Source organism: Streptomyces sp. DSM 110735 (assembly GCF_016482685.1).
GTDB lineage: Bacteria > Actinomycetota > Actinomycetes > Streptomycetales > Streptomycetaceae > Streptomyces.
Genome location: NZ_JACYHF010000009.1, coordinates 1 through 17173, shown reverse-complemented (window position 1 = coordinate 17173; position 17173 = coordinate 1). Strand labels below are relative to the sequence as shown.

The window sequence follows — 17173 nt, the reverse complement described above, 5'->3', positions numbered from 1 at the left end:
GCGGCGTCAGTCGTTCAGGCTCGCGCCGAACAGACCCCCCGTCGGGTCCGGCAGTTTCAGGGACTTCACGTCGAAGGTGAAGGCGCCCGCGGCGGTGATGCCGGAGGCGGTGGTGGGGAAGGTCCAGACGCGGCCGGTGTCGTGGTCCTCGCCGGGGGCGGAGACGGTGAGGTCGGCTCGGCCGTCGCCGTTCAGGTCCCGCAGGGAGACGGCGCGGCCGAAGACGTCGTTGATCTCGTTGCCGCCGGGGACACCGGGTGTGCCCTGGTGGAAGACCGCCGCGCCCTTGCCGGTGAGACCCTTCGCGGAGCCGTACAGGAGGGTGACGGAGCCCGCGTTCCCCGCGGAGCCGATCGCTTCGAAGGGGGCGCCCACCGCGAGGTCGTCGTAGCCGTCGCCGTTGACGTCCCCGGTGGAGAGCGCCGCGCCGAAGTAGTCGTTCACCTCGTCGGCGCCGGGCACCCCGGGGGTCGCCTGGCTGAGGTCGGCGGAGCGGGCGGGACCGTCCGGGCCGCCGTAGACCACGTGGACGGAGCCGCCGTCGGAGAGCCCGGAGCCGCCGTACCAGCCGGAGGCGATGTCCGCGTAGCCGTCGTGGTCGAAGTCGCCGCTGGTGAAGACCGCGGCGTTCGCCGAGGGGAAGGTCCAGGAGGGCTCGGGGGTCAGCCCCAAGGGGGTGCCGTGCTGGTAGCCGACCTGGTTCAGGAACAGGTCGGCGCGGTCGTCGCCGTCGACGTCGGCGACCGTGCCGTGGGGTTCCTGGAGCTGGTCGCGGTAGACCTCGTGGGCGGCGGGCGGGGTGGTGCCCGGTGTGAAGGGACCCGAAGTGACGCTGACGCTGTGGAACTTGGGGTCGGGGGCGACGTTGAGGCTGACCAGGTCGGTGGCGCCGTCGCCGTCGACGTCGGCGGGGAACAGCCCGGCGCTGCCGAGGGAGTTGACGTTCGGGGCGGGGGCGGGCAGGAACGTGCCCCCGGCGAGTCCCGAGGCGCTGCCCCACAGGATGGTGGTCCGGCCGTTCTGGACGCCGTCGGCACCGGCTTCGCCCGAGGCGGAGACGACGAGGTCGGCGTAGCCGTCCCGCTTGAGGTCGGCGCTGCCGCGCTTCGCGCCGAAGTAGTCGTTCGCCTCCGGGGTGCCGGGGACCGAGGGGCTCGCCTGGCTGATGACGCGCCGGGCGGACGTCTTCAGCCCGGTCCCGGAGCCGGGGATCACGACCAGGTAGCCCGCCGACCTGGCGCCGTTCACCGTGCCGCGCGGGACGCCGATCACCAGGTCGCGGTAGCCGTCGCCGTTGAAGTCGTACGCCCTGGCCGCACCGGAACCGGCAGCGGTGCTGGCACCGGCACCGGGACCGGCACCGAAAACGGCAGCGGCACCGGAACCAGCCGCGGAAGCCGGAACCGCACCGGACGCCAGGAGTCCGCCGGTGAGGGCGGCCGCGGCGGCGGTCGCCAGGGTGAGGCGGGTACGGGAGTGCATCGCGTGTCTTCTCCTGGGCTGACGGGACGGGACGCACAGCAGACCGGCAGGTGGTGCTTTTGGTTGCGCGCGGGACCAATCCGCCGCCCCCGCGGCCTCGGATTACGCGGAGATGTTCTGGTTCGTCGCGCCCGGGGAGTTCCGCAGTGAAGGAAGCCGTCCACATCGGCCCAAGTCCGTCGTCCAAACCTGATCTCCAGCGCCTGGTGCACGAGGTGGCCCTCGGGGACCAGGAGGCGTTCGCGGCGCTGTACGACGCGGTGTCCGGTTCCGTGCTGGGTGTCGTCCGTGCCGTGCTGCGGGACCAGGCGCAGTCGGAGGAGGTCGCGCAGGAGGTGCTGGTGGAGGTGTGGCGCACGGCGCCCCGCTACCGCCCCGAGCGCGGGACCGCCGTCAACTGGATCCTCACCCTGGCGCACCGCCGCGCGGTGGACCGGGTCCGGTCGGTGGAGGCAGCCGCCGCCCGCGACACCAGGGCAGCCCTGCTGGACCGGACACCGGCGTACGACCAGGTGACCGAGCAGGTCGAGACCCGTCTTGAGCAGGAGCAAGTGCGGCGCTGTCTCAAGACGTTGACCGATCTGCAGCGGCAGGCGGTGACCCTGGCGTACTACCGGGGACTGACCTACCGCCAGGTCGCCGAGTCGCTCGCGCTGCCGCTCGGCACGGTGAAGACCCGCCTGCGCGACGGACTCGTCCGGCTGCGCGACTGCCTGGGGGTGACCGCGTGACCACCGCCGATCCGCACCTGCTGACGGGTGCCTACGCCCTGCACGCGCTGCCCGACGAGGAGCGCGCCGCCTTCGAACGCCATGTGTCGGGATGCGCGTCCTGCGCCCAGGAGGTGGCGGAGTTCACCGCCACGGCCGCCCGGCTCGCCTCGGCGTCCGCCGTGCCCGTACGCGACGGGATGCGCCGCGAGGTGCTGCAGCGGGTCACCACCGTGCGCCAGGTGCCCCCGGCCGCCGCGCCGCTGGACGAGGTCCGGCGCCGGCTGCCGCGCGGGCGCGGACCCGCGCGGTGGGCGCTGGCCGCCTGCCTCGCCGCCGCGGTGGGCTTCGGCGGTACGGCGGTGTGGCAGTACGAGCGCGCCCAGGACGCCCAGCGGCAGGCGGCGCTCGCCGAGCGGCAGGCGGACGAGGTGGCCGGGGTGCTGAGCGCGCCGGACGCGCGGACGCGGTCGGCGCGGGTCGCGGGCGGCACCGGCACCCTGGTGGTGTCCGCCGACCGGGACCGGGCCGTGTTCGTGGCCTCGAAGATGCCCGCGCCGCCGGAGGGCAAGGTGTATCAGCTCTGGTTCGCCGACGGCGGCAGCATGCGCCCGGCGGGGCTGATGAACGCCGACCGCACTGCGCAGACCGTGCTGATGCGGGGGCGGGTGGACGGCGCCTCCGCCGTCGGCATCACCGTCGAGCCCGCCGGTGGTTCGCCCCGGCCGACCAGCGCGCCCGTCGGTCTGCTGACCATGCCGTCCTGAGCAAGGAGCGGTGGCAGGACGCCGAACGCGCCGTACGGTCCCTCCGCGAAGGAGACCGTACGGCGCGTTCCCGCATCCGGTGAAGGCGTCAGCTCTTCGGCATCAGGACCGAATCGACGATGTACACACGGGCGTTGGCGGTGCTGACGTTGCCGCAGACGACCTTCGAGGAGCCGTTCACGGTGTACGACTCGCCCGAGCCGGAGGTCGTCAGCTTCGACTTCTCCAGGGTGTCGAAGGAGCCGTTCGCCAGATCGGCGGGCATGAGCTGCTTGCCGACAACGTGGTAGGTGAGGATCTTCGTCAGCTCTGCCTTGTCGCTCAGGACCTTGTCCAGGGTCGCCTTCGGGATCTTCTTGAAGGCGTCGTTGGTCGGCGCGAACACCGTGATGTCCTGGGCGTTGTTGAGCGTGTCGACCAGACCTGCCTTCTTGACCGCCGACACGAGCGTGGACAGGGCGGGGTTGTGGGAGGCGGCGGTGGCCACCGGGTCCTTGGCCATGCCGTCGAAGGAACCGGCGCCGTTCTTCGGCACGGCGGCACAGGCGGAACCGAAGGGCTGCCCCATGGCGGAACCGCCCATGTCCCCGCCGTCCTGCGATGCGGACGCGGAGGCGGACGCCTTGCCCGACGCGCTCGGCTTGCCGGAGTCACCGTCCTTGTCGCCGGAGCCGGAACAGGCGCTCAGCGCCAGCGGCAGCACCGCGGTCGCGGCGAGGGTGACGGCGATACGGCGGGCACGGGTGTTCATCAGAGATCTCCTCTTGAGAGTGCGGCGGACTGCCGCGTTCAGGGTGGAAAGGAAAGGGAGTTGGTCCGGTGGGGGCGTGAACGCCCCTGGTTTCACTCGACGGTGACCACCACCGAGTGCCGCCCGCTGGCGCCGTCGGGGACCGTGCGCGTACGGCGTGCGGTCTGCACGGCGCCGGTGCGGTCGGTCGCGCGCACGGTGAGGGTGTGTCCGCCCTTGGTCGCCTGCCAGGGGAAGGACCACTGCCGCCAGGTGTCCCGTCCGGCGTCCTCCGCTAGCCGGGCTTCCTGCCAGGGACCGTCGTCGACGCGTACCTCGACCTTGTCGATGCCCCGGTGCTGCGCCCAGGCGACCCCGGCGACCATCACCGGACCGGCTTTCGGGCGGGCGAACGGCTTCGGGGTGTCGATCCGCGACTGGGTCTTGACCGGTGCCCGGCGCGCCCAGCCCCGCTTCACCCAGTAGGGGTCGTAGGCGTCGAAGGTGGTGAGTTCGAGGTCCTCGATCCACTTGCAGGCGGAGACGTAGCCGTAGAGTCCCGGCACCACCATGCGGACGGGGAAGCCGTGCGCGAAGGGCAGTGGTTCGCCGTTCATGCCGAGGGCGAGCAGCGCGTCGCGGCCGTCCAGCACGTCCTCGACCGGTGTGCCCAGCGTCATGCCGTCGACCGAGCGCGCCACCAGTTGATCGGCGGGACCGCCCTGCGACGGCGGGCGCACCCCGCACTCGGCGAGCAGGTCGGCGAGCCGTACGCCGAGCCAGCGGGCGGTGCCGGTGTAGGGACCGCCGACCTCGTTGGAGACGCAGGTCAGGGTGATGTCCCGCTCGACCAGCTCCCTGCGCAGCAGGCTGTCGTAGGTGAAGACGGCGGGTCGTCGTACACCCCTGCCGTGCACGCGCAGCCGCCAGGTGCCCGCGTCGACCTTGGGCACGACCAGGGCGGTGTCGACCCGGTAGAAGTCCGTGTTCCCGGTGACGAACGGGCTGATCCCGGGGATGCGGAGACCGGCGCGGGCGGGGACGGGTCGCGCGGGTGAGCCGGGGCGGGGCAGGACGACGGCCGCGCGCGAGGCGACGGCGCCCCTGCCGCTCGCTCCGTTCAGGTACCTGCCGGTCGCTCCGGCGGCGGTCGACGCGGTCGCGGTGGCCACCGCCGTGAGGACGAAGCCCCGGCGGTCGAAGGCGCCGGTGGCTCCGGGGGCGGGGTCGGCGGTGGGGTCGGACTCGTCCCGCTGGTGTCGGAGGCGCCCCGCGAGGGCGTACAGGAGCAGCGCTCCCGTTACGGCGCCGAGCAGGGACGGCAACGCGTCGGTGAGCCCCGTGGAGTCGGGGCGACCGGTCGCGGCGATCGCGCCGACGACCCCGAAGAGCAGGACCCCGGCGGCGCCCGCGCGCCGGAACCGTACGGCGAGCGCGCCCAGCCCCGCCGCCAGGACGGCCAGCACGACCACGATGCCCGTCTGGAGCACCAGCTTGTCGGCGGTGCCGAACTGGCGGATCGCCCAGTCCTTCACGGCGGCGGGCGTGCGGTCGATGGCGGCGCCGCCCACGGCGACGACGGGTCCGGACTGCGGACGTACGGCGGCAGCCGCCAGCTCTGCCGTCGCCAGCGCGCCGAATCCGGCGAGCAGCCCGCTGAGCGCGCCCAGTGCCCGGCGCAGCGTGCCCGGGCGGGCGGCGGGATCTTTCTCCTCGTCTCTCACGAGGGGAATCCGGCGCTGTGACCTGGGCGGATGGGTGGGTTCGCCGGATCAGGTGAAAAACGCTCCGGGACCCATCCGGACCGGTGCGCGGCGACGTATTACCTGTTCGGGGTCCCGAGGGCTGACTGCTCGGGGTCCCGAGGGCGCGGACCCTCTTCGTCGGCGCGGGTAAAGTTGCCTCTTTCCCGAGCACGACAGGTTCGTTTTCCCTTGCCCTCCTCCGTACCGTCCCCGGCCGCGTGGTCGCGTGGTCTGAGCCGTCCGTCCTGGCTGTCCGATCCGAGGGTGCTGCGCACCGAGGTGCTGGCCGGGCTCGTGGTCGCCCTGGCGCTGATCCCGGAGGCGATCTCGTTCTCCGTGATCGCGGGGGTCGATCCGGCCATCGGGCTGTTCGCGTCGTTCACGATGGCGGTGACCACCGCCGTGGTCGGCGGACGCCCCGCCATGATCTCCGCCGCCACCGGCGCCGTCGCCCTGGTCATCGCCCCGGTCAACCGCGAGCACGGGTTCGGTCATCTGATCGCGACGGTGATCCTGGCCGGTGTCTTCCAGATCGTCCTGGGCGCGCTCGGCGTCGCCAAGCTGATGCGGTTCGTGCCGCGCGGCGTGATGGTCGGCTTCGTGAACGCGCTGGCGATCCTGGTGTTCCTGGCGCAGGTGCCGGAGCTGACCGGTGTGCCCTGGCCGGTGTATCCGCTGCTCGCCGCCGGGCTGGTGCTGATGGTGCTCTTCCCCAAGGTCACCAAGGTGGTCCCGGCGCCGCTGGTGTCCATCGCCGTGCTCACCGTGGTCACCGTCGCCGCCGGGATCGCGGTGCCGACGGTGGGCGACAAGGGGAGGCTGCCGTCGTCCCTGCCGGTACCGGGGCTGCCGGACGTGCCGTTCACCCTGGACACGCTGATCACCATCGCCCCCTACGCGCTCGCGATGGCCCTGGTCGGTCTGATGGAGTCGCTGATGACCGCCCGGCTGGTGGACGACCTCACCGACACCCGCTCCTCGAAGACCCGCGAGTCCGTCGGGCAGGGCATCGCCAACATCGTCACCGGTCTGCTCGGCGGGATGGGCGGCTGTGCGGTGATCGGCCAGACGATGATCAACGTCCGGGTCTCCGGCGCCCGGACGCGGCTGTCCACCTTCCTGGCGGGCGCCTTCCTGCTGACGCTGTGCGTCGTCTTCGGTCCGGTCGTCTCCCGCATCCCCATGGCGGCGCTGGTCGCGGTGATGGTCATGGTGTGCTGCGCGACCTTCGACTGGCACTCGATCGCGCCGAAGACGCTCCGGCGGATGCCCGCCGGGGAGATCGCCGTCATGGTGATCACCGTGGTGTGTGTGGTCGCCACCCACAACCTCGCCGTCGGGGTGGTGGTCGGCTCGCTCACCGCGATGGCTGTCTTCGCCCGCCGCGTGGCGCGTCTCGCGGAAGTCACCGCCGTCACCGACCCCGACGGCGGCACGGTGGTCTACCGGGTGACCGGCGCCCTGTTCTTCGCGTCCTCCGACGAGCTGGTGGGCAGCTTCGACTACGCCGGTGACCCCGGCAGGGTGGTCATCGACCTCTCCGCCGCCCACGTCTGGGACGCCTCCTCCGTCGCCGCGCTGGACGCCGTCGAGACCAAGTACGCCCAGCGCGGCAAGACGGTCGAGATCACGGGTCTGAACGGACCGAGCGCCCGCATCCACGGGACGCTCAGCGGAGAGCTGTCCGCGAAGGACTGACGTCAGCGCAGGGAGTCCAGGGCGTCGAGGACGTCCCCGGGCTCGGCACGCTTCGTGTAGTCCGTGTCGACGAACGCCCAGCGGATCACGCCCGTGCCGTCGATGACGTACGTCGCCGGGATCGGGAGCGTGCGGGCGTGGCCGCCGTTGGAGCGGTGGAGGTCGATGCCGAGCCGGGTGTAGACGGCGGCCAGGTCGTCGGGGAGGTCGAAGGCGAGACCGTACTGCCGCGCGACGGCGGAGCCGGGGTCGCTGAGCACGTCGAAGTCCAGCGCGTGCTTCTCGGCAAGGGTGAGGGACTCGTCCGGGACCTGCGGGGAGACCGCCACCAGCCGGGCGCCGCGCGCGGTGATGTCCTCGTGGTGCCGCTGGAGGGCGCGGAGCGCGAGGTTGCAGTACGGGCACCAGGCGCCGCGGTAGAAGGTCAGGACGACGGGACCCTCGGTGAGCAGCGCGTCCAGCGAGAGCGTGCCGCCGGTGGCTGTGGTGAGCGTGAAGGCGGGTGCCTTGTCGCCGGTGGTCAGGGCGCGGTCCGCCTGTCCGGAGGCGGCGAGTTCCCCGTCCGCGCGCCGCATGACCTCGCGGATCTCGGCGGGGATGTCCTGCTGGCGCGCGGTGTAGAAGGCACGCAGTTCGGTGTTGAGCGTGGTCATGGCTCTCGCCCCTCCCGGGTTCGTCTTGGAACGACCGTTCCAAGATAGCCGCTTGCCCTTGATCCGGGGCGCGTATCTTGGAATCGGCATTTCAAGATGCCTTCAGGGCGACTTCAGGAGGACGAGGCAGGACCATGCCGGACATCAAGCACTTCGACCCGGACGCCACCCTGGACACCGTGGTCCGGCTGTTCTGGCGGCAGGGCGTGACCTCCACCGGCATCCAGGACGTGGTGACGGCGACCGGGCTCAACCGGTCCAGCCTGTACGCCACGTTCGGCGGCAAGCGGGAGCTGTACCGCGCCGCACTGCGCCGCTACGTGGAGCAGTGGTCCTGGCCCGCGTTCCGGCGCCTGACCGAGGACGGGCGGGGACTGCCCGCCGTCGCCGAGTTCTTCGGCGCCCTCGTCGAGGTCCGCTGCACGGGCGAGTACGCCCGCTGGGGCTGCATGATCGCCAACGCGCACGCCGGTGCCGAGCACGACGACCCCGAGGTGCGCGCCCTGCTGGAACGGCACCACCAGGAACTGCGCGACGCCATGGCCACCGCCCTCGCGGGCGCCGAGCGCCGGGGACAGCTCGCGCCCGGGACGGATCCCGCCGCCTCCGCCGAACTCCTCGCGCTGCTTGCCTACGGGGTCAACCTCCGCTCCCGCACCGGCGCCGACCCCGCCACGCTGCACCGGACCGTCGCCGTCGCCCTCGACTCGATCGGGGCGGGCGCCGGGGCGTAGGACCCACGCACACCCCCTAACGCCGCCGCTTCGCGCCCGCGCACTCCACGCACATGGTCGCCGCGGGCCGTATCGCCAGCCGTTCCGGCGGGATCGGGTCGCCGCACGTCTCGCAGTGTCCGTAGGTGCCCTCGGCGAGGCGGGTCAGGGCGTCGTCCAGGGTCTCCAGGTGCGCCTCCGCCTGCTTGAGGAGGGAGGCGACATGGGCTCGTTCGAAGGCGGTGCTGGAGCCGTCCGGGTCGTGTTCGTCGTCCACCGCGACCAGGGCGTTCGCCTCGACGATCGCCTGGAAGTCCCTGTTCAGCGCCTTGATCCGGGCGTGCGTGGCCTCGCGTTCCGCCGCCAGGCGGTCGCGGACCTCCGTCGTCCAGTCGGTCATTCCACCGCAAACGACGCCTTTCGCGGGCGTATTCCGTGCGGCGATTCTTTGCGCGGTCATGACCCGTGCGCTCGCATCCGCGCGCCTCCCCGTCGAGTCCTTCTCCTTGTCCGGGCCGACCGGAGGAGTCGCGTCGGAGAATGGAGTGCCATGGACGGCGCCGTCGTCGCAGAGGTGGTCGTGGCCGTGTTCCTGCTGCTCGTGCTGAAGAGCGGGATGCGGGTGGTCAACCAGGTGGAGCGCGGGGTGGTGTTCCGGCTGGGGAAGGCGCTGCCGGGGGCGCGGCAGCCGGGGATCACCTTCCTGGTGCCGTTCGCCGACCGGATGCGCAAGGTGAACGTGCAGGTCGTCACGATGCCGGTGCCCACCCAGGAGGGCATCACCAAGGACAACGTCTCGGTGAAGGTCGACGCGGTCGTCTACTTCCGGGTGGTCGACCCGGTGCGCGCCGCCATCGAGGTGCAGGACTACGTGTTCGCCGTCGGCCAGGTCGCCCAGTCCTCGCTGCGCTCCATCATCGGCAAGAGCGACCTGGACGACCTGCTCAGCGACCGTGAGCGGCTGCACGAGGGGCTCGCCCTGATGATCGACAGCCCGGCGGCGGGCTGGGGCATCCACATCGACCGGGTCGAGATCAAGGACGTCCAGTTGCCCGAGTCGCTCAAGCGGTCCATGTCGCGCCAGGCGGAAGCCGAGCGGGAGCGGCGGGCGCGGGTCATTACGGCGGACGGCGAGTTCCAGGCGGCGCAGCAGCTCGCCAACGCCTCGCGAATCATGTCGGACACGCCGGAGGCGATGCAGCTCCGGCTGCTGCAGACGGTCGTCGAGGTGGCAGCGGAGAAGAACTCGACGCTGGTCATGCCGTTCCCGGTCGAGCTGCTGCGGTACTTCGACAAGGCGGCGCAGCAGTTCGGGGGCGGCGCTGGGACCAACTCCGGCGCCAACTCCGGTGCGTCCGCGCCCCAGTCGGCACCTGAGGTCGCTGCCGCTCCCGAGGTCACCCCTGCCCCCGCCGCTCCCGAGCTGACCTCGCCCGAGGCCAAGCGGCTTCCCGAGCCGCGCCCGCGGGAAGACTCCGGCCGGCCGTAGCCAGGGCCAGCGTCACGGTCGCGGACGCCGCCGCCATCACGGTCATCGCCGTTGCCGGAGAGATGAGTTGGGCGACCGCACCGGCGAGCGTCGCGCTCACGCCCTGGAGGGTCAGCATCCCCGCCGAGTGCAACCCCAGGGCGTGACCGGCGAGTTCGTCCGGGGTCAGGCTCATCAGCCGCTCCTGCTGGACCAGGCTCGCGCCGAAGCCGACGGAGGCGAGCGTCACGCACACCACCGCCACCGGCAGCGGCGGGTGCGCGGCGAAGAGCAGGTACGGGACCGCCAGCAGGAGCAGCAGCGGCGTCGCGAGGCGGGTACGCACCACGGGCGGGATCAGGCGCCCCACGGACACGTCCCCGGCGAACATGCCGAGCGCCGCGCAGGCGAACAGCGTGCCCGCCGCGCCGGGGGCGTACGACACGTAGAGCGATTCGCAGCCGACGACCAGTCCGTTGGGCACCCACAGCCCCAGATAGGTCAGGCGGCGCGAACGGTCCGCCCACAGGCGGGCGTTGGTGCGCCAGGTCACCGCCGGGGACGGGCGTCCGCCGACGCGGGGCGGGCGCGGGGTCAGACCGAGGCGCAGCAGCAGCGCCGCCGCCAGATACAGCGCCGCCGCGGCGAGCAGACAGACGCGCGGGGAGAGGGCGGTCAGCAGGGCGCCGCCGGTGACGTACCCGGTGATCTGCGTCAGACCGCTCATCATGTTGAACAGTGAACGTCCGGGCAGATAGCCGTCCTTGGTCAGGATCTCGTTCAGCAGTCCCCAGCGGACGCCGACGCCGAGCGAGGCGACGAGCCCGAGCAGCAGGACGATCAGGACGAGGACGCCCGTGGGCAGACCGGGCAGCGCCTGGAGTGCCGTACCCGCCGCGAAGGTCAGCGCGATGACGGACAGGGCGGTGCGCGGGGGCAGCCGGTCGGCGCCGGAGAGCAGCACGGTCGCGCCGAGGACCTGGGCGAGGGAGGAGCCGAACATGCTGACCGCCGCGAGCAGCGGGGAGCCGGTGGCGCGGTAGACGAGGGTGCCGAGGGCGAGTCCGCCGAGGGTCTGGGCGGCGGTCTGGGCGGCGGAGCCGAGGAAGAGCGGGGTGAACTCCGGGGTGCGGAACAGGGATCGGTAACTGGACATGCCGGGAGTCTCAAAGGCCGTCTTCCGCGCCGATATTGTTTCGCCGGTGCGCGAAAGCTCGTGAGGGGGAGCCGACTTGGGATGGTGGCAGCTCGACGCTGACACGCTCGCGCGCGGACGGTTCGTGATCTCCCCGCTCGCCGAGACCTTCGCGGCGCTGTGGCTGCTGCACACGGGGAGCGGTTCGCATCCCGGGGAGCGGGAGTGGCTGACGGCTCATCTCCCGGACTACCGCGCCCTGCTGGCGTCGGAGCCGGTCACCGCTCGCCTTGTCCGGGCGGGGCTCGGCCGTCACTGGACCGCCGACTTCCTGACCCCCGCGCCCCGCCCCGGCGAGGACTTCGCCACCGAGGTCGCGCGGGTACGCGCCGCCCGTCCGGCGGACGCCCGCGCCCATCTCCTGCTCTCCCTCGAGGGTCCGCTCCCCGCCGTACTGGAGCGCGACGACCTGCCCGAGCGGGCTGCCGCGCTCCTGGAGTGGGTGTGGGAGGAGACGGTACGCCCCACCTGGGAGCGGCGCCGGAAGGTCCTGGAGGCGGATGTGCTGGCGCGCACGGCGCGGGTGAGCCGGGACGGCTGGGCCGGGGTGCTGGACTCGCTGCGACCGGGGCGGACGCGGTGGCTCGGGGACAGCCGCCTCCAGGTCAACCTTCAGGCGTATCCCCCGCGCGACATCACGGGCGCCGAGCTGTCCTTCGTCCCCGTGACCCCGCAGCGCGGCGGCTGGGTGTGCTGGGAGGACGGGCTGCGCTACGCCAAGGTCTACCCCTGCGCCGGTTCCCTCGCCTGGCACCGGGACCGCTCGGCACCCGCCGCCCTGGCGACCCTGCTCGGTCCCGCCCGCGCGAGCGTCCTGCTCCTCCTGGACTCCCCCATGAGCACCACCCAGCTCACCGCCGTCACCGGGCAGAGCCTCGGCTCGGTCGGCCGCCATCTGAAGGTGCTCCTGGACGCGGGGCTGCTGGTCCGGCGCCGGGCGGGTCGCTCGGTGCTCTACGAGCGCACGGCGGCGGGGGACGGGCTGGTGGCGGCGGGGCGGTCCGCCGGTACGGCCGGGTGACCGGGCTGGTCGTCCCCGGCGACCACTGACCCGGTTAGCATCCGCCCATGACGACAACCGATGACAACACCGCCGTACTGGACACCCCCATCGGCGCCCTCCAGGGCGGCGAAGCCGATCTCGCGCAGTACGCGGGCGGCGCCGTCCTGATCGTGAACGTGGCTTCCAAGTGCGGGCTGACCCCGCAGTACACCGGTCTCGAGCGGCTGCAGGAGCGCTACCGCGACCGCGGGTTCACCGTGATCGGGGTGCCCTGCAACCAGTTCATGGGGCAGGAGCCCGGCTCCGCCGAGGAGATCGCGGAGTTCTGCTCGGCGACGTACGGCGTGACCTTCCCGCTGACCGAGAAGGTCGAGGTGAACGGCGCCGACCGGCACCCGCTCTACCAGCGGCTCGTGGACTTCGCGGACGCCGAGGGCCACACCGGTGACATCCGCTGGAACTTCGAGAAGTTCCTGATCGGACGCGATGGCGCCGTCGTCGCCCGTTTCTCCCCGCAGGCGGAGCCGGAGTCGGCGGAGATCGTGACCGCGATCGAGTCCCAGCTCGGCTGAGCGCTCGCCCCGGTCGGACCCGGCCCGGGTCGGTCCGGACACGGAAGGTGCTGGCGGGGAGGCCGGCGTGCGGGTGTCCGGACGACCGAGGTCGCTCACTCGAAACGCGGAGCCCCCTCGGCGAGGACGGCGTCAGGCCGAGAGGGCTTCGCGGGGTGGTGCGTGTGCTGTTGTCGTCGAAGCATGGTTCGCGCTTCTACGAGGGCGGAGGACCGGGAACGGTCCCTTACGCCTTGACCGAGGCCACGAAGGTGTTCCAGGCCGTGGCCGGGAAGGCCAGCACGGGCCCCTCGGTGACCTTGGAGTCGCGAACGGCGAGTTCGGCGGCGGTCGGCGACTTGACCTCGACGCAGGCGCCGTTGCCCGCGGAATAGGAGGACTTCATCCACGTCTCCGAAGCGCCCTGAATCAGTGCCATGTCCACTCCTGTTGCGAGTTGCGGTGGTGCGGTTCACGCCAACCCTGTCGATCGATTGGCGTGATCGACGCTACCCGGCAACAGGCTTCCGCGGCTGGGCCGTTCACCCGAGCGGATGGCATATTCCAAACGCGCCTCCGCTCGGGCGGTCCGACGGTGTACGATCCCTCGCCGCCTGTCCGGCGACCTCAGTCCGCGAAGTTTTTGGCCGCCTTCGCGATGAACTCCCGGGAATGTTCCACACTGAGGGACTGTGCCCGCAGATGTTCGTACATCACGGCGTACTTCTGCACGTCGGGCGCCTTCTCCAGATACAGGTCGCTGGTGACGCCCTCCAGGTAGACCACGCTGGAGTCGGCCGCGTCGGCGAACTCGAGGATGGCGTACTGGCCGTTGAGCCCCGGGTGGGCGCCCGCCTCGAACGGCAGGACCTGCACGGTGACATGGGGCAACTGGCACATCTCGATGAGGTGCTCCAACTGCTCGCGCATCACCAGCCTGCTGCCCACCACCCGGTGCAGCGCCGCCTCGTCCAGGACGACCCACAGGCGCAGCGGGTTGTTCTCCGCGGTGACGCGCTCCTGCCGGCGCATACGGACGTTGACCCGCTTGTCGATCTCGGCGGTCGAGGTCTCCGGCAGCGCGCCGCGCACGAGCGCCTCGGCGTACGCGCGGGTCTGCAGCAGACCCGTCACCAACTGGGGTTCGTAGACGCGCAGCGACTGCGCGTCCGTCTCCAGACCGATGTACACGCTGTACGGGATGTCCCCGAAGGTGTGCCACCAGCCCTGCTGGCGGGAGTCGCGGGCCATCTCCATCAGCGAGTCGACGACCCGCTGGTCCTCGACCTCGTAGACCCCGCACAGGTCGCGCACGTCGCGCTGGCTGATGCTGCGGCGGCCGTTCTCCAGCCTGCTGATCTTCGACTGCGACACGAGCAGACGGTCGGCCACCTCTTCGGCGGTCATACCTTTCTGCTCACGGAGTCTGCGCAGCTCCTGGCCGAGACGGCGCCGCCTGACGGTGGGATTGACATTGGACGCCACGGTGAGCGCACCTCCGGCTGCCTGCCTGTTCCTGACACTTTGTGTATCTGCTGTTCAGCAGACTGCCACCACAGTGCTTTCCAGCGCTGGAAAACATCGGATATGCGGCGCGTACGCGTCAGTTCGGACATGATTCGGGTGAACGCCGAGGCGGCGGGGCGACGTTCGCCCCACCGCCTGTCGTCGGCCGTACGCGTGGATTCAGTGCGCGGCGGCCCGTGCCATGGAGCCGTGATGCGGCTGCATCGGCACCCCGCGCGCCGGTTCGGCGCGCGCGGGACCGCTCGGCCGCGGCGGCCCTGCCGGACCCCGGCGCGGCTGCGCGGCGGCACCGTTCTGCACGTCCATGACGGCGTGGGCGACGAGCCCGCCCATCGGGTCGTGCCGGATGAGGTCGCGCAGCCGGGAACGGGACGAGCGGCCCTCGTTGCCCGGGTACAGATGCTTGCCGAGACCGACGGCGTGCGCCAGCGCGGCGAGCGCGGCGGTCCGCGGGTCCGGTGGTACGCCGGTGCGGATCGCGGCGTCCAGACGGGAACGGATCTCCCGGCTGATCGCCGTGTCCGTCGCCTGGTACCGCGTCGTCGGCAGCACCCCGCACATCTGGCCCGGCACCGCGGCGACCATTCCGCACCGTTCGAGGTGGGAAAGGTAGGTCTGGCGCAGGCCCAGGCGTGGGCCGCCGATCCAATGGACGGCACGCACCGGAGCGCCGCGCCTGCGCAGCAGCTCCAACGCGCTGTCCAGAGTCGGATCTCCTGTCGGCCGTGGCACCACCACGGCGATACGATCCCCGTCTGGGGCTATCCGTCCGGCCAGCGCCAGCTCCACTAGCTGTGCACCGGCCAGACCGAGGTCGAGCGACTGCGGCTGCGCAGTGGTACCCGTGGCCGGGTCCAGTGCGAGCAGCAGAAGCTCTTCCGGAAGTGTTCTGCGGCTCCTGCCCATCCATGCCTCCCCGCGTGGATGAATGACAGGGTGACGCCTCTCACATTCATCTGTCGAGGGTGCGTGCCCGGTTCGTGGGGGAACCGGTAGGTATGTCGTTCTCGTCTACCACCCTGGGCAAGCCCCCACACAGGACACTGGTACATGGTTCGGACAGGGCGCGCGGCGAGCGTGCGGCGCATGGAGGAGGCATCGGTGGCGGGCGAGTCCCCCGACAGGTCGAAGCAGGGAAACTCCGTCGGTTCGGCGGAGGGGGTGGATTCGGCCGAGTCCGAGGAGAGGTCCGCGGGGGCGGGGGCGAAGGGGGGCGCCAACTCCGTTGCGGGCGGGGTGAGTACGTCTGCCTCCGGCGGGGGTGCGGGTGCGGACTCCGGCGGGGTTGCCTCCGGCAGGTTCGGCAGCGGGAAGACTTCGGAGGGGTCCGCCTCCGGCAAGGGCGCGGGCAGGAACGACGATGCGTCCGGCACGGCTGCGGGTCCCAACTCCGTTGAGGGCAAGGACGATTCCACCGAGACGGCTTCGGAGAAGTCCCGCTCCGGGAGCGGTGGCGACAACGTTTCCGCGGGTTCCGCTGCCGCGGCCAAGGGCGGCTCCGCTTCGCGCGCCGCTGACGCCTCCGAGCCGTCCGCCTCCGGCGCCGAGGACGCTCCCGAGAGCAGCGAGGCTTCCGCTGACGCGGCCGAGCGCAGCGGTTCCCCCTCCGGGGCTGCCGATGCCCCCAAGAGCCCCGCAGGGGGCGCCTCCCGCGCGACCAAGGGTGGTTCCGCCTCGGGCGCCGACGACTCCGCCGAGGACGGCAGCGGTGCCGCTGGCGCGGCTCAGGGCTCCTCCCGTGCTGCCGAGGGCGCTTCCGCCTCGGGCGCCGACAGCGCTCCCAAGGGCGGTAACGGTTCCGCTGGCGCGTCCAAGGGGTCCGACGGGGGCTCCTCCCGCTCGGGCAACGGCGCTTCCGCCTCGGGCGCCGACAGCGCCCCCAAGGGCGGCGACGATTCCGCTGGCGCGGGCGAGGGCTCCCCCCGCACGGGCAGGGATGGTTCCGCCTCGGGCGGCAACGGTTCCGCTGGCGCGTCCAAGGGGTCCGACGGGGGCTCCTCCAGCGCGGGCAAGGGTAGTTCCGCTTCGGGTGCCGATCGCGCCTCCGAGGCGAGCGACAAGCCTGCGGCTACGGAAACGCCTGACGCCAAGTCCGGCTCCGCCGAGGGCAAGTCCGCCTCTGCCTCCCGGTCGGGGTCTGCCGAGAAGCCGGGCGCCGCCGGTAAGGCTGCCGCCTCCGACGCCAAGACCGACCCCGGTCAGAAGCCGACCTCCGACGGCTCGCCCACTCCCGCCTCCAAGCCGCAGTCCGCCGGTGCTGCCGCGCCCGCCTCCGGCGCCGACGGCACGTCCGCCGCTGGCTCCCGGTGGCGGTCTGCCGAGAAGGCCAAGGGCAATTCCGCTGGTACTGCCTCCCCCGCCTCCGGCGCGGCGTCCAGCCCCGCCGACAAGGCCCAGAGCACCGTGTCCGGCGCCGCCGGGCGGAACGACGCCAAGTCCGGCTCCGCGTCCAGCCCCGCTGTGAAGTCTGCCTCCGGGCAGAAGGTCGAAGACGAGTCGGCTCCCGGTACCAAACTCGACGACAAGTTCACCCCGACCGGGAAGACCGCCTCCGGCGACAAGGACACCTCCGCCTCCGAGTCGGAGTCTGCCGACAAGCCCGGTCAGGACGCTCCCGGTGGCAAGACCGCCTCTGCCTCCCAGCCGGAGGCTGCCACCAGCGCCAAGCCCGGCTCCGCCGACGGCTCCGACCGTAAGTCTTCCCCCGCCTCCAAGCAGGGACCGGCCGACAAGCCCACCTCCGGCACCAAGCCCAGCCCCACCGACAAGGTCGAGGGCGACGCCGCCCCCTCGGACAGGGACGACGAGAAGTCCGGCTCCGCCGACAGCTCCGACCGTAAGTCTTCCCCCGCCCCCAAGCAGGGACCGGCCGACAAGCCCACCTCCGGCACCAAGCCCAGCCCCACCGACAAGGTCGAGGGCGACGCCGCC

General features: G+C 72.1%; 17 protein-coding genes. 8 read left to right on the top strand and 9 right to left on the bottom strand.

Annotated elements, in window-relative coordinates; all coding sequences use genetic code 11:
* Positions 1–6: 6 nt before the first annotated feature.
* Positions 7–1482 (bottom strand): FG-GAP-like repeat-containing protein, encoded by a 1476-nt coding sequence (locus tag IF655_RS16145; protein WP_199585501.1) that lies wholly within the window; start codon positions 1480–1482, stop codon positions 7–9.
* Positions 1483–1628: 146 nt separating this feature from the next.
* On the opposite strand from IF655_RS16145, the gene IF655_RS16140 reads away from it, so the two are divergent.
* Both IF655_RS16140 and IF655_RS16135 read left to right on the top strand, forming a co-directional pair.
* Positions 1629–2213, top strand: coding sequence for a sigma-70 family RNA polymerase sigma factor (locus tag IF655_RS16140; RefSeq protein WP_199585500.1), 585 nt, complete (start codon positions 1629–1631; stop codon positions 2211–2213).
* Entirely contained in the window at positions 2210–2959 is a 750-nt protein-coding gene (locus IF655_RS16135; RefSeq protein ID WP_199585499.1) for an anti-sigma factor domain-containing protein, read from the top strand. Before IF655_RS16140 ends, IF655_RS16135 begins: the two co-directional genes overlap by 4 nt.
* A gap of 88 nt (positions 2960–3047) precedes the next feature.
* On the opposite strand, the gene IF655_RS16130 is transcribed toward IF655_RS16135, so the two are convergent.
* Both IF655_RS16130 and IF655_RS16125 read right to left on the bottom strand, forming a co-directional pair.
* Positions 3048–3710 carry a fasciclin domain-containing protein gene (locus IF655_RS16130; protein WP_199585498.1) on the bottom strand — a complete coding sequence of 221 codons (663 nt, stop codon included), beginning with the start codon at positions 3708–3710 and terminating at the stop codon, positions 3048–3050.
* Between the two features lie 92 nt (positions 3711–3802).
* Positions 3803–5413 (bottom strand): molybdopterin-dependent oxidoreductase, encoded by a 1611-nt coding sequence (locus IF655_RS16125; protein WP_199585497.1) that lies wholly within the window; start codon positions 5411–5413, stop codon positions 3803–3805.
* A 210-nt stretch (positions 5414–5623) separates the two neighbouring features.
* Between IF655_RS16125 and IF655_RS16120 the strand changes: the two genes are divergently transcribed.
* Complete coding sequence (locus IF655_RS16120) at positions 5624–7132, top strand: SulP family inorganic anion transporter (protein WP_199585496.1); 1509 nt, start codon at positions 5624–5626, stop codon at positions 7130–7132.
* Between the two features lie 2 nt (positions 7133–7134).
* Here IF655_RS16120 and IF655_RS16115 read toward each other — a convergent pair whose 3' ends face one another.
* Positions 7135–7785 carry a peroxiredoxin-like family protein gene (locus IF655_RS16115; RefSeq protein WP_199585495.1) on the bottom strand — a complete coding sequence of 217 codons (651 nt, stop codon included), beginning with the start codon at positions 7783–7785 and terminating at the stop codon, positions 7135–7137.
* A 134-nt stretch (positions 7786–7919) separates the two neighbouring features.
* Here IF655_RS16115 and IF655_RS16110 point away from each other — a divergent pair, with 134 nt between their 5' ends.
* A complete protein-coding gene (locus IF655_RS16110) occupies positions 7920–8519 on the top strand; it encodes a TetR/AcrR family transcriptional regulator (RefSeq protein ID WP_199585494.1) in 600 nt (199 codons plus the stop codon).
* A 16-nt stretch (positions 8520–8535) separates the two neighbouring features.
* Here the strand turns inward: IF655_RS16110 and IF655_RS16105 are convergent, their stop codons facing one another.
* Positions 8536–8898, bottom strand: a complete 363-nt coding sequence (locus IF655_RS16105) for a TraR/DksA C4-type zinc finger protein (protein WP_199585493.1) — start codon at positions 8896–8898, stop codon at positions 8536–8538.
* Between the two features lie 150 nt (positions 8899–9048).
* On the opposite strand from IF655_RS16105, the gene IF655_RS16100 reads away from it, so the two are divergent.
* A complete protein-coding gene (locus tag IF655_RS16100; RefSeq protein WP_199585492.1) occupies positions 9049–9987 on the top strand; it encodes a slipin family protein in 939 nt (312 codons plus the stop codon).
* On the opposite strand, the gene IF655_RS16095 is transcribed toward IF655_RS16100, so the two are convergent.
* Positions 9896–11122, bottom strand: a complete 1227-nt coding sequence (locus IF655_RS16095) for an MFS transporter (RefSeq protein ID WP_199585491.1) — start codon at positions 11120–11122, stop codon at positions 9896–9898. The two genes, IF655_RS16100 and IF655_RS16095, sit on opposite strands and share 92 nt — an antisense overlap.
* A gap of 76 nt (positions 11123–11198) precedes the next feature.
* Here IF655_RS16095 and IF655_RS16090 point away from each other — a divergent pair, with 76 nt between their 5' ends.
* A complete protein-coding gene (locus IF655_RS16090; protein WP_199585490.1) occupies positions 11199–12182 on the top strand; it encodes a helix-turn-helix domain-containing protein in 984 nt (327 codons plus the stop codon).
* Positions 12183–12229: 47 nt separating this feature from the next.
* Positions 12230–12736: a glutathione peroxidase gene (locus tag IF655_RS16085; protein WP_242488761.1), complete on the top strand. Its 507-nt coding sequence runs from the start codon at positions 12230–12232 to the stop codon at positions 12734–12736.
* A gap of 226 nt (positions 12737–12962) precedes the next feature.
* Here IF655_RS16085 and IF655_RS16080 read toward each other — a convergent pair whose 3' ends face one another.
* The 3 genes from IF655_RS16080 to IF655_RS16070 form a co-directional block, all read right to left on the bottom strand.
* On the bottom strand, positions 12963–13154 hold the full coding sequence (locus IF655_RS16080) for a DUF397 domain-containing protein (RefSeq protein ID WP_018548243.1): 192 nt from the start codon (positions 13152–13154) through the stop codon (positions 12963–12965).
* Between the two features lie 188 nt (positions 13155–13342).
* A complete protein-coding gene (locus tag IF655_RS16075) occupies positions 13343–14200 on the bottom strand; it encodes a helix-turn-helix transcriptional regulator (RefSeq protein ID WP_199585489.1) in 858 nt (285 codons plus the stop codon).
* Positions 14201–14401: 201 nt separating this feature from the next.
* Positions 14402–15148: a GPP34 family phosphoprotein gene (locus IF655_RS16070; RefSeq protein ID WP_199585488.1), complete on the bottom strand. Its 747-nt coding sequence runs from the start codon at positions 15146–15148 to the stop codon at positions 14402–14404.
* Positions 15149–15478: 330 nt separating this feature from the next.
* On the opposite strand from IF655_RS16070, the gene IF655_RS31500 reads away from it, so the two are divergent.
* On the top strand, positions 15479–17173 hold a 1695-nt coding region (locus IF655_RS31500; protein WP_277952688.1), incomplete at its 3' end, for a hypothetical protein.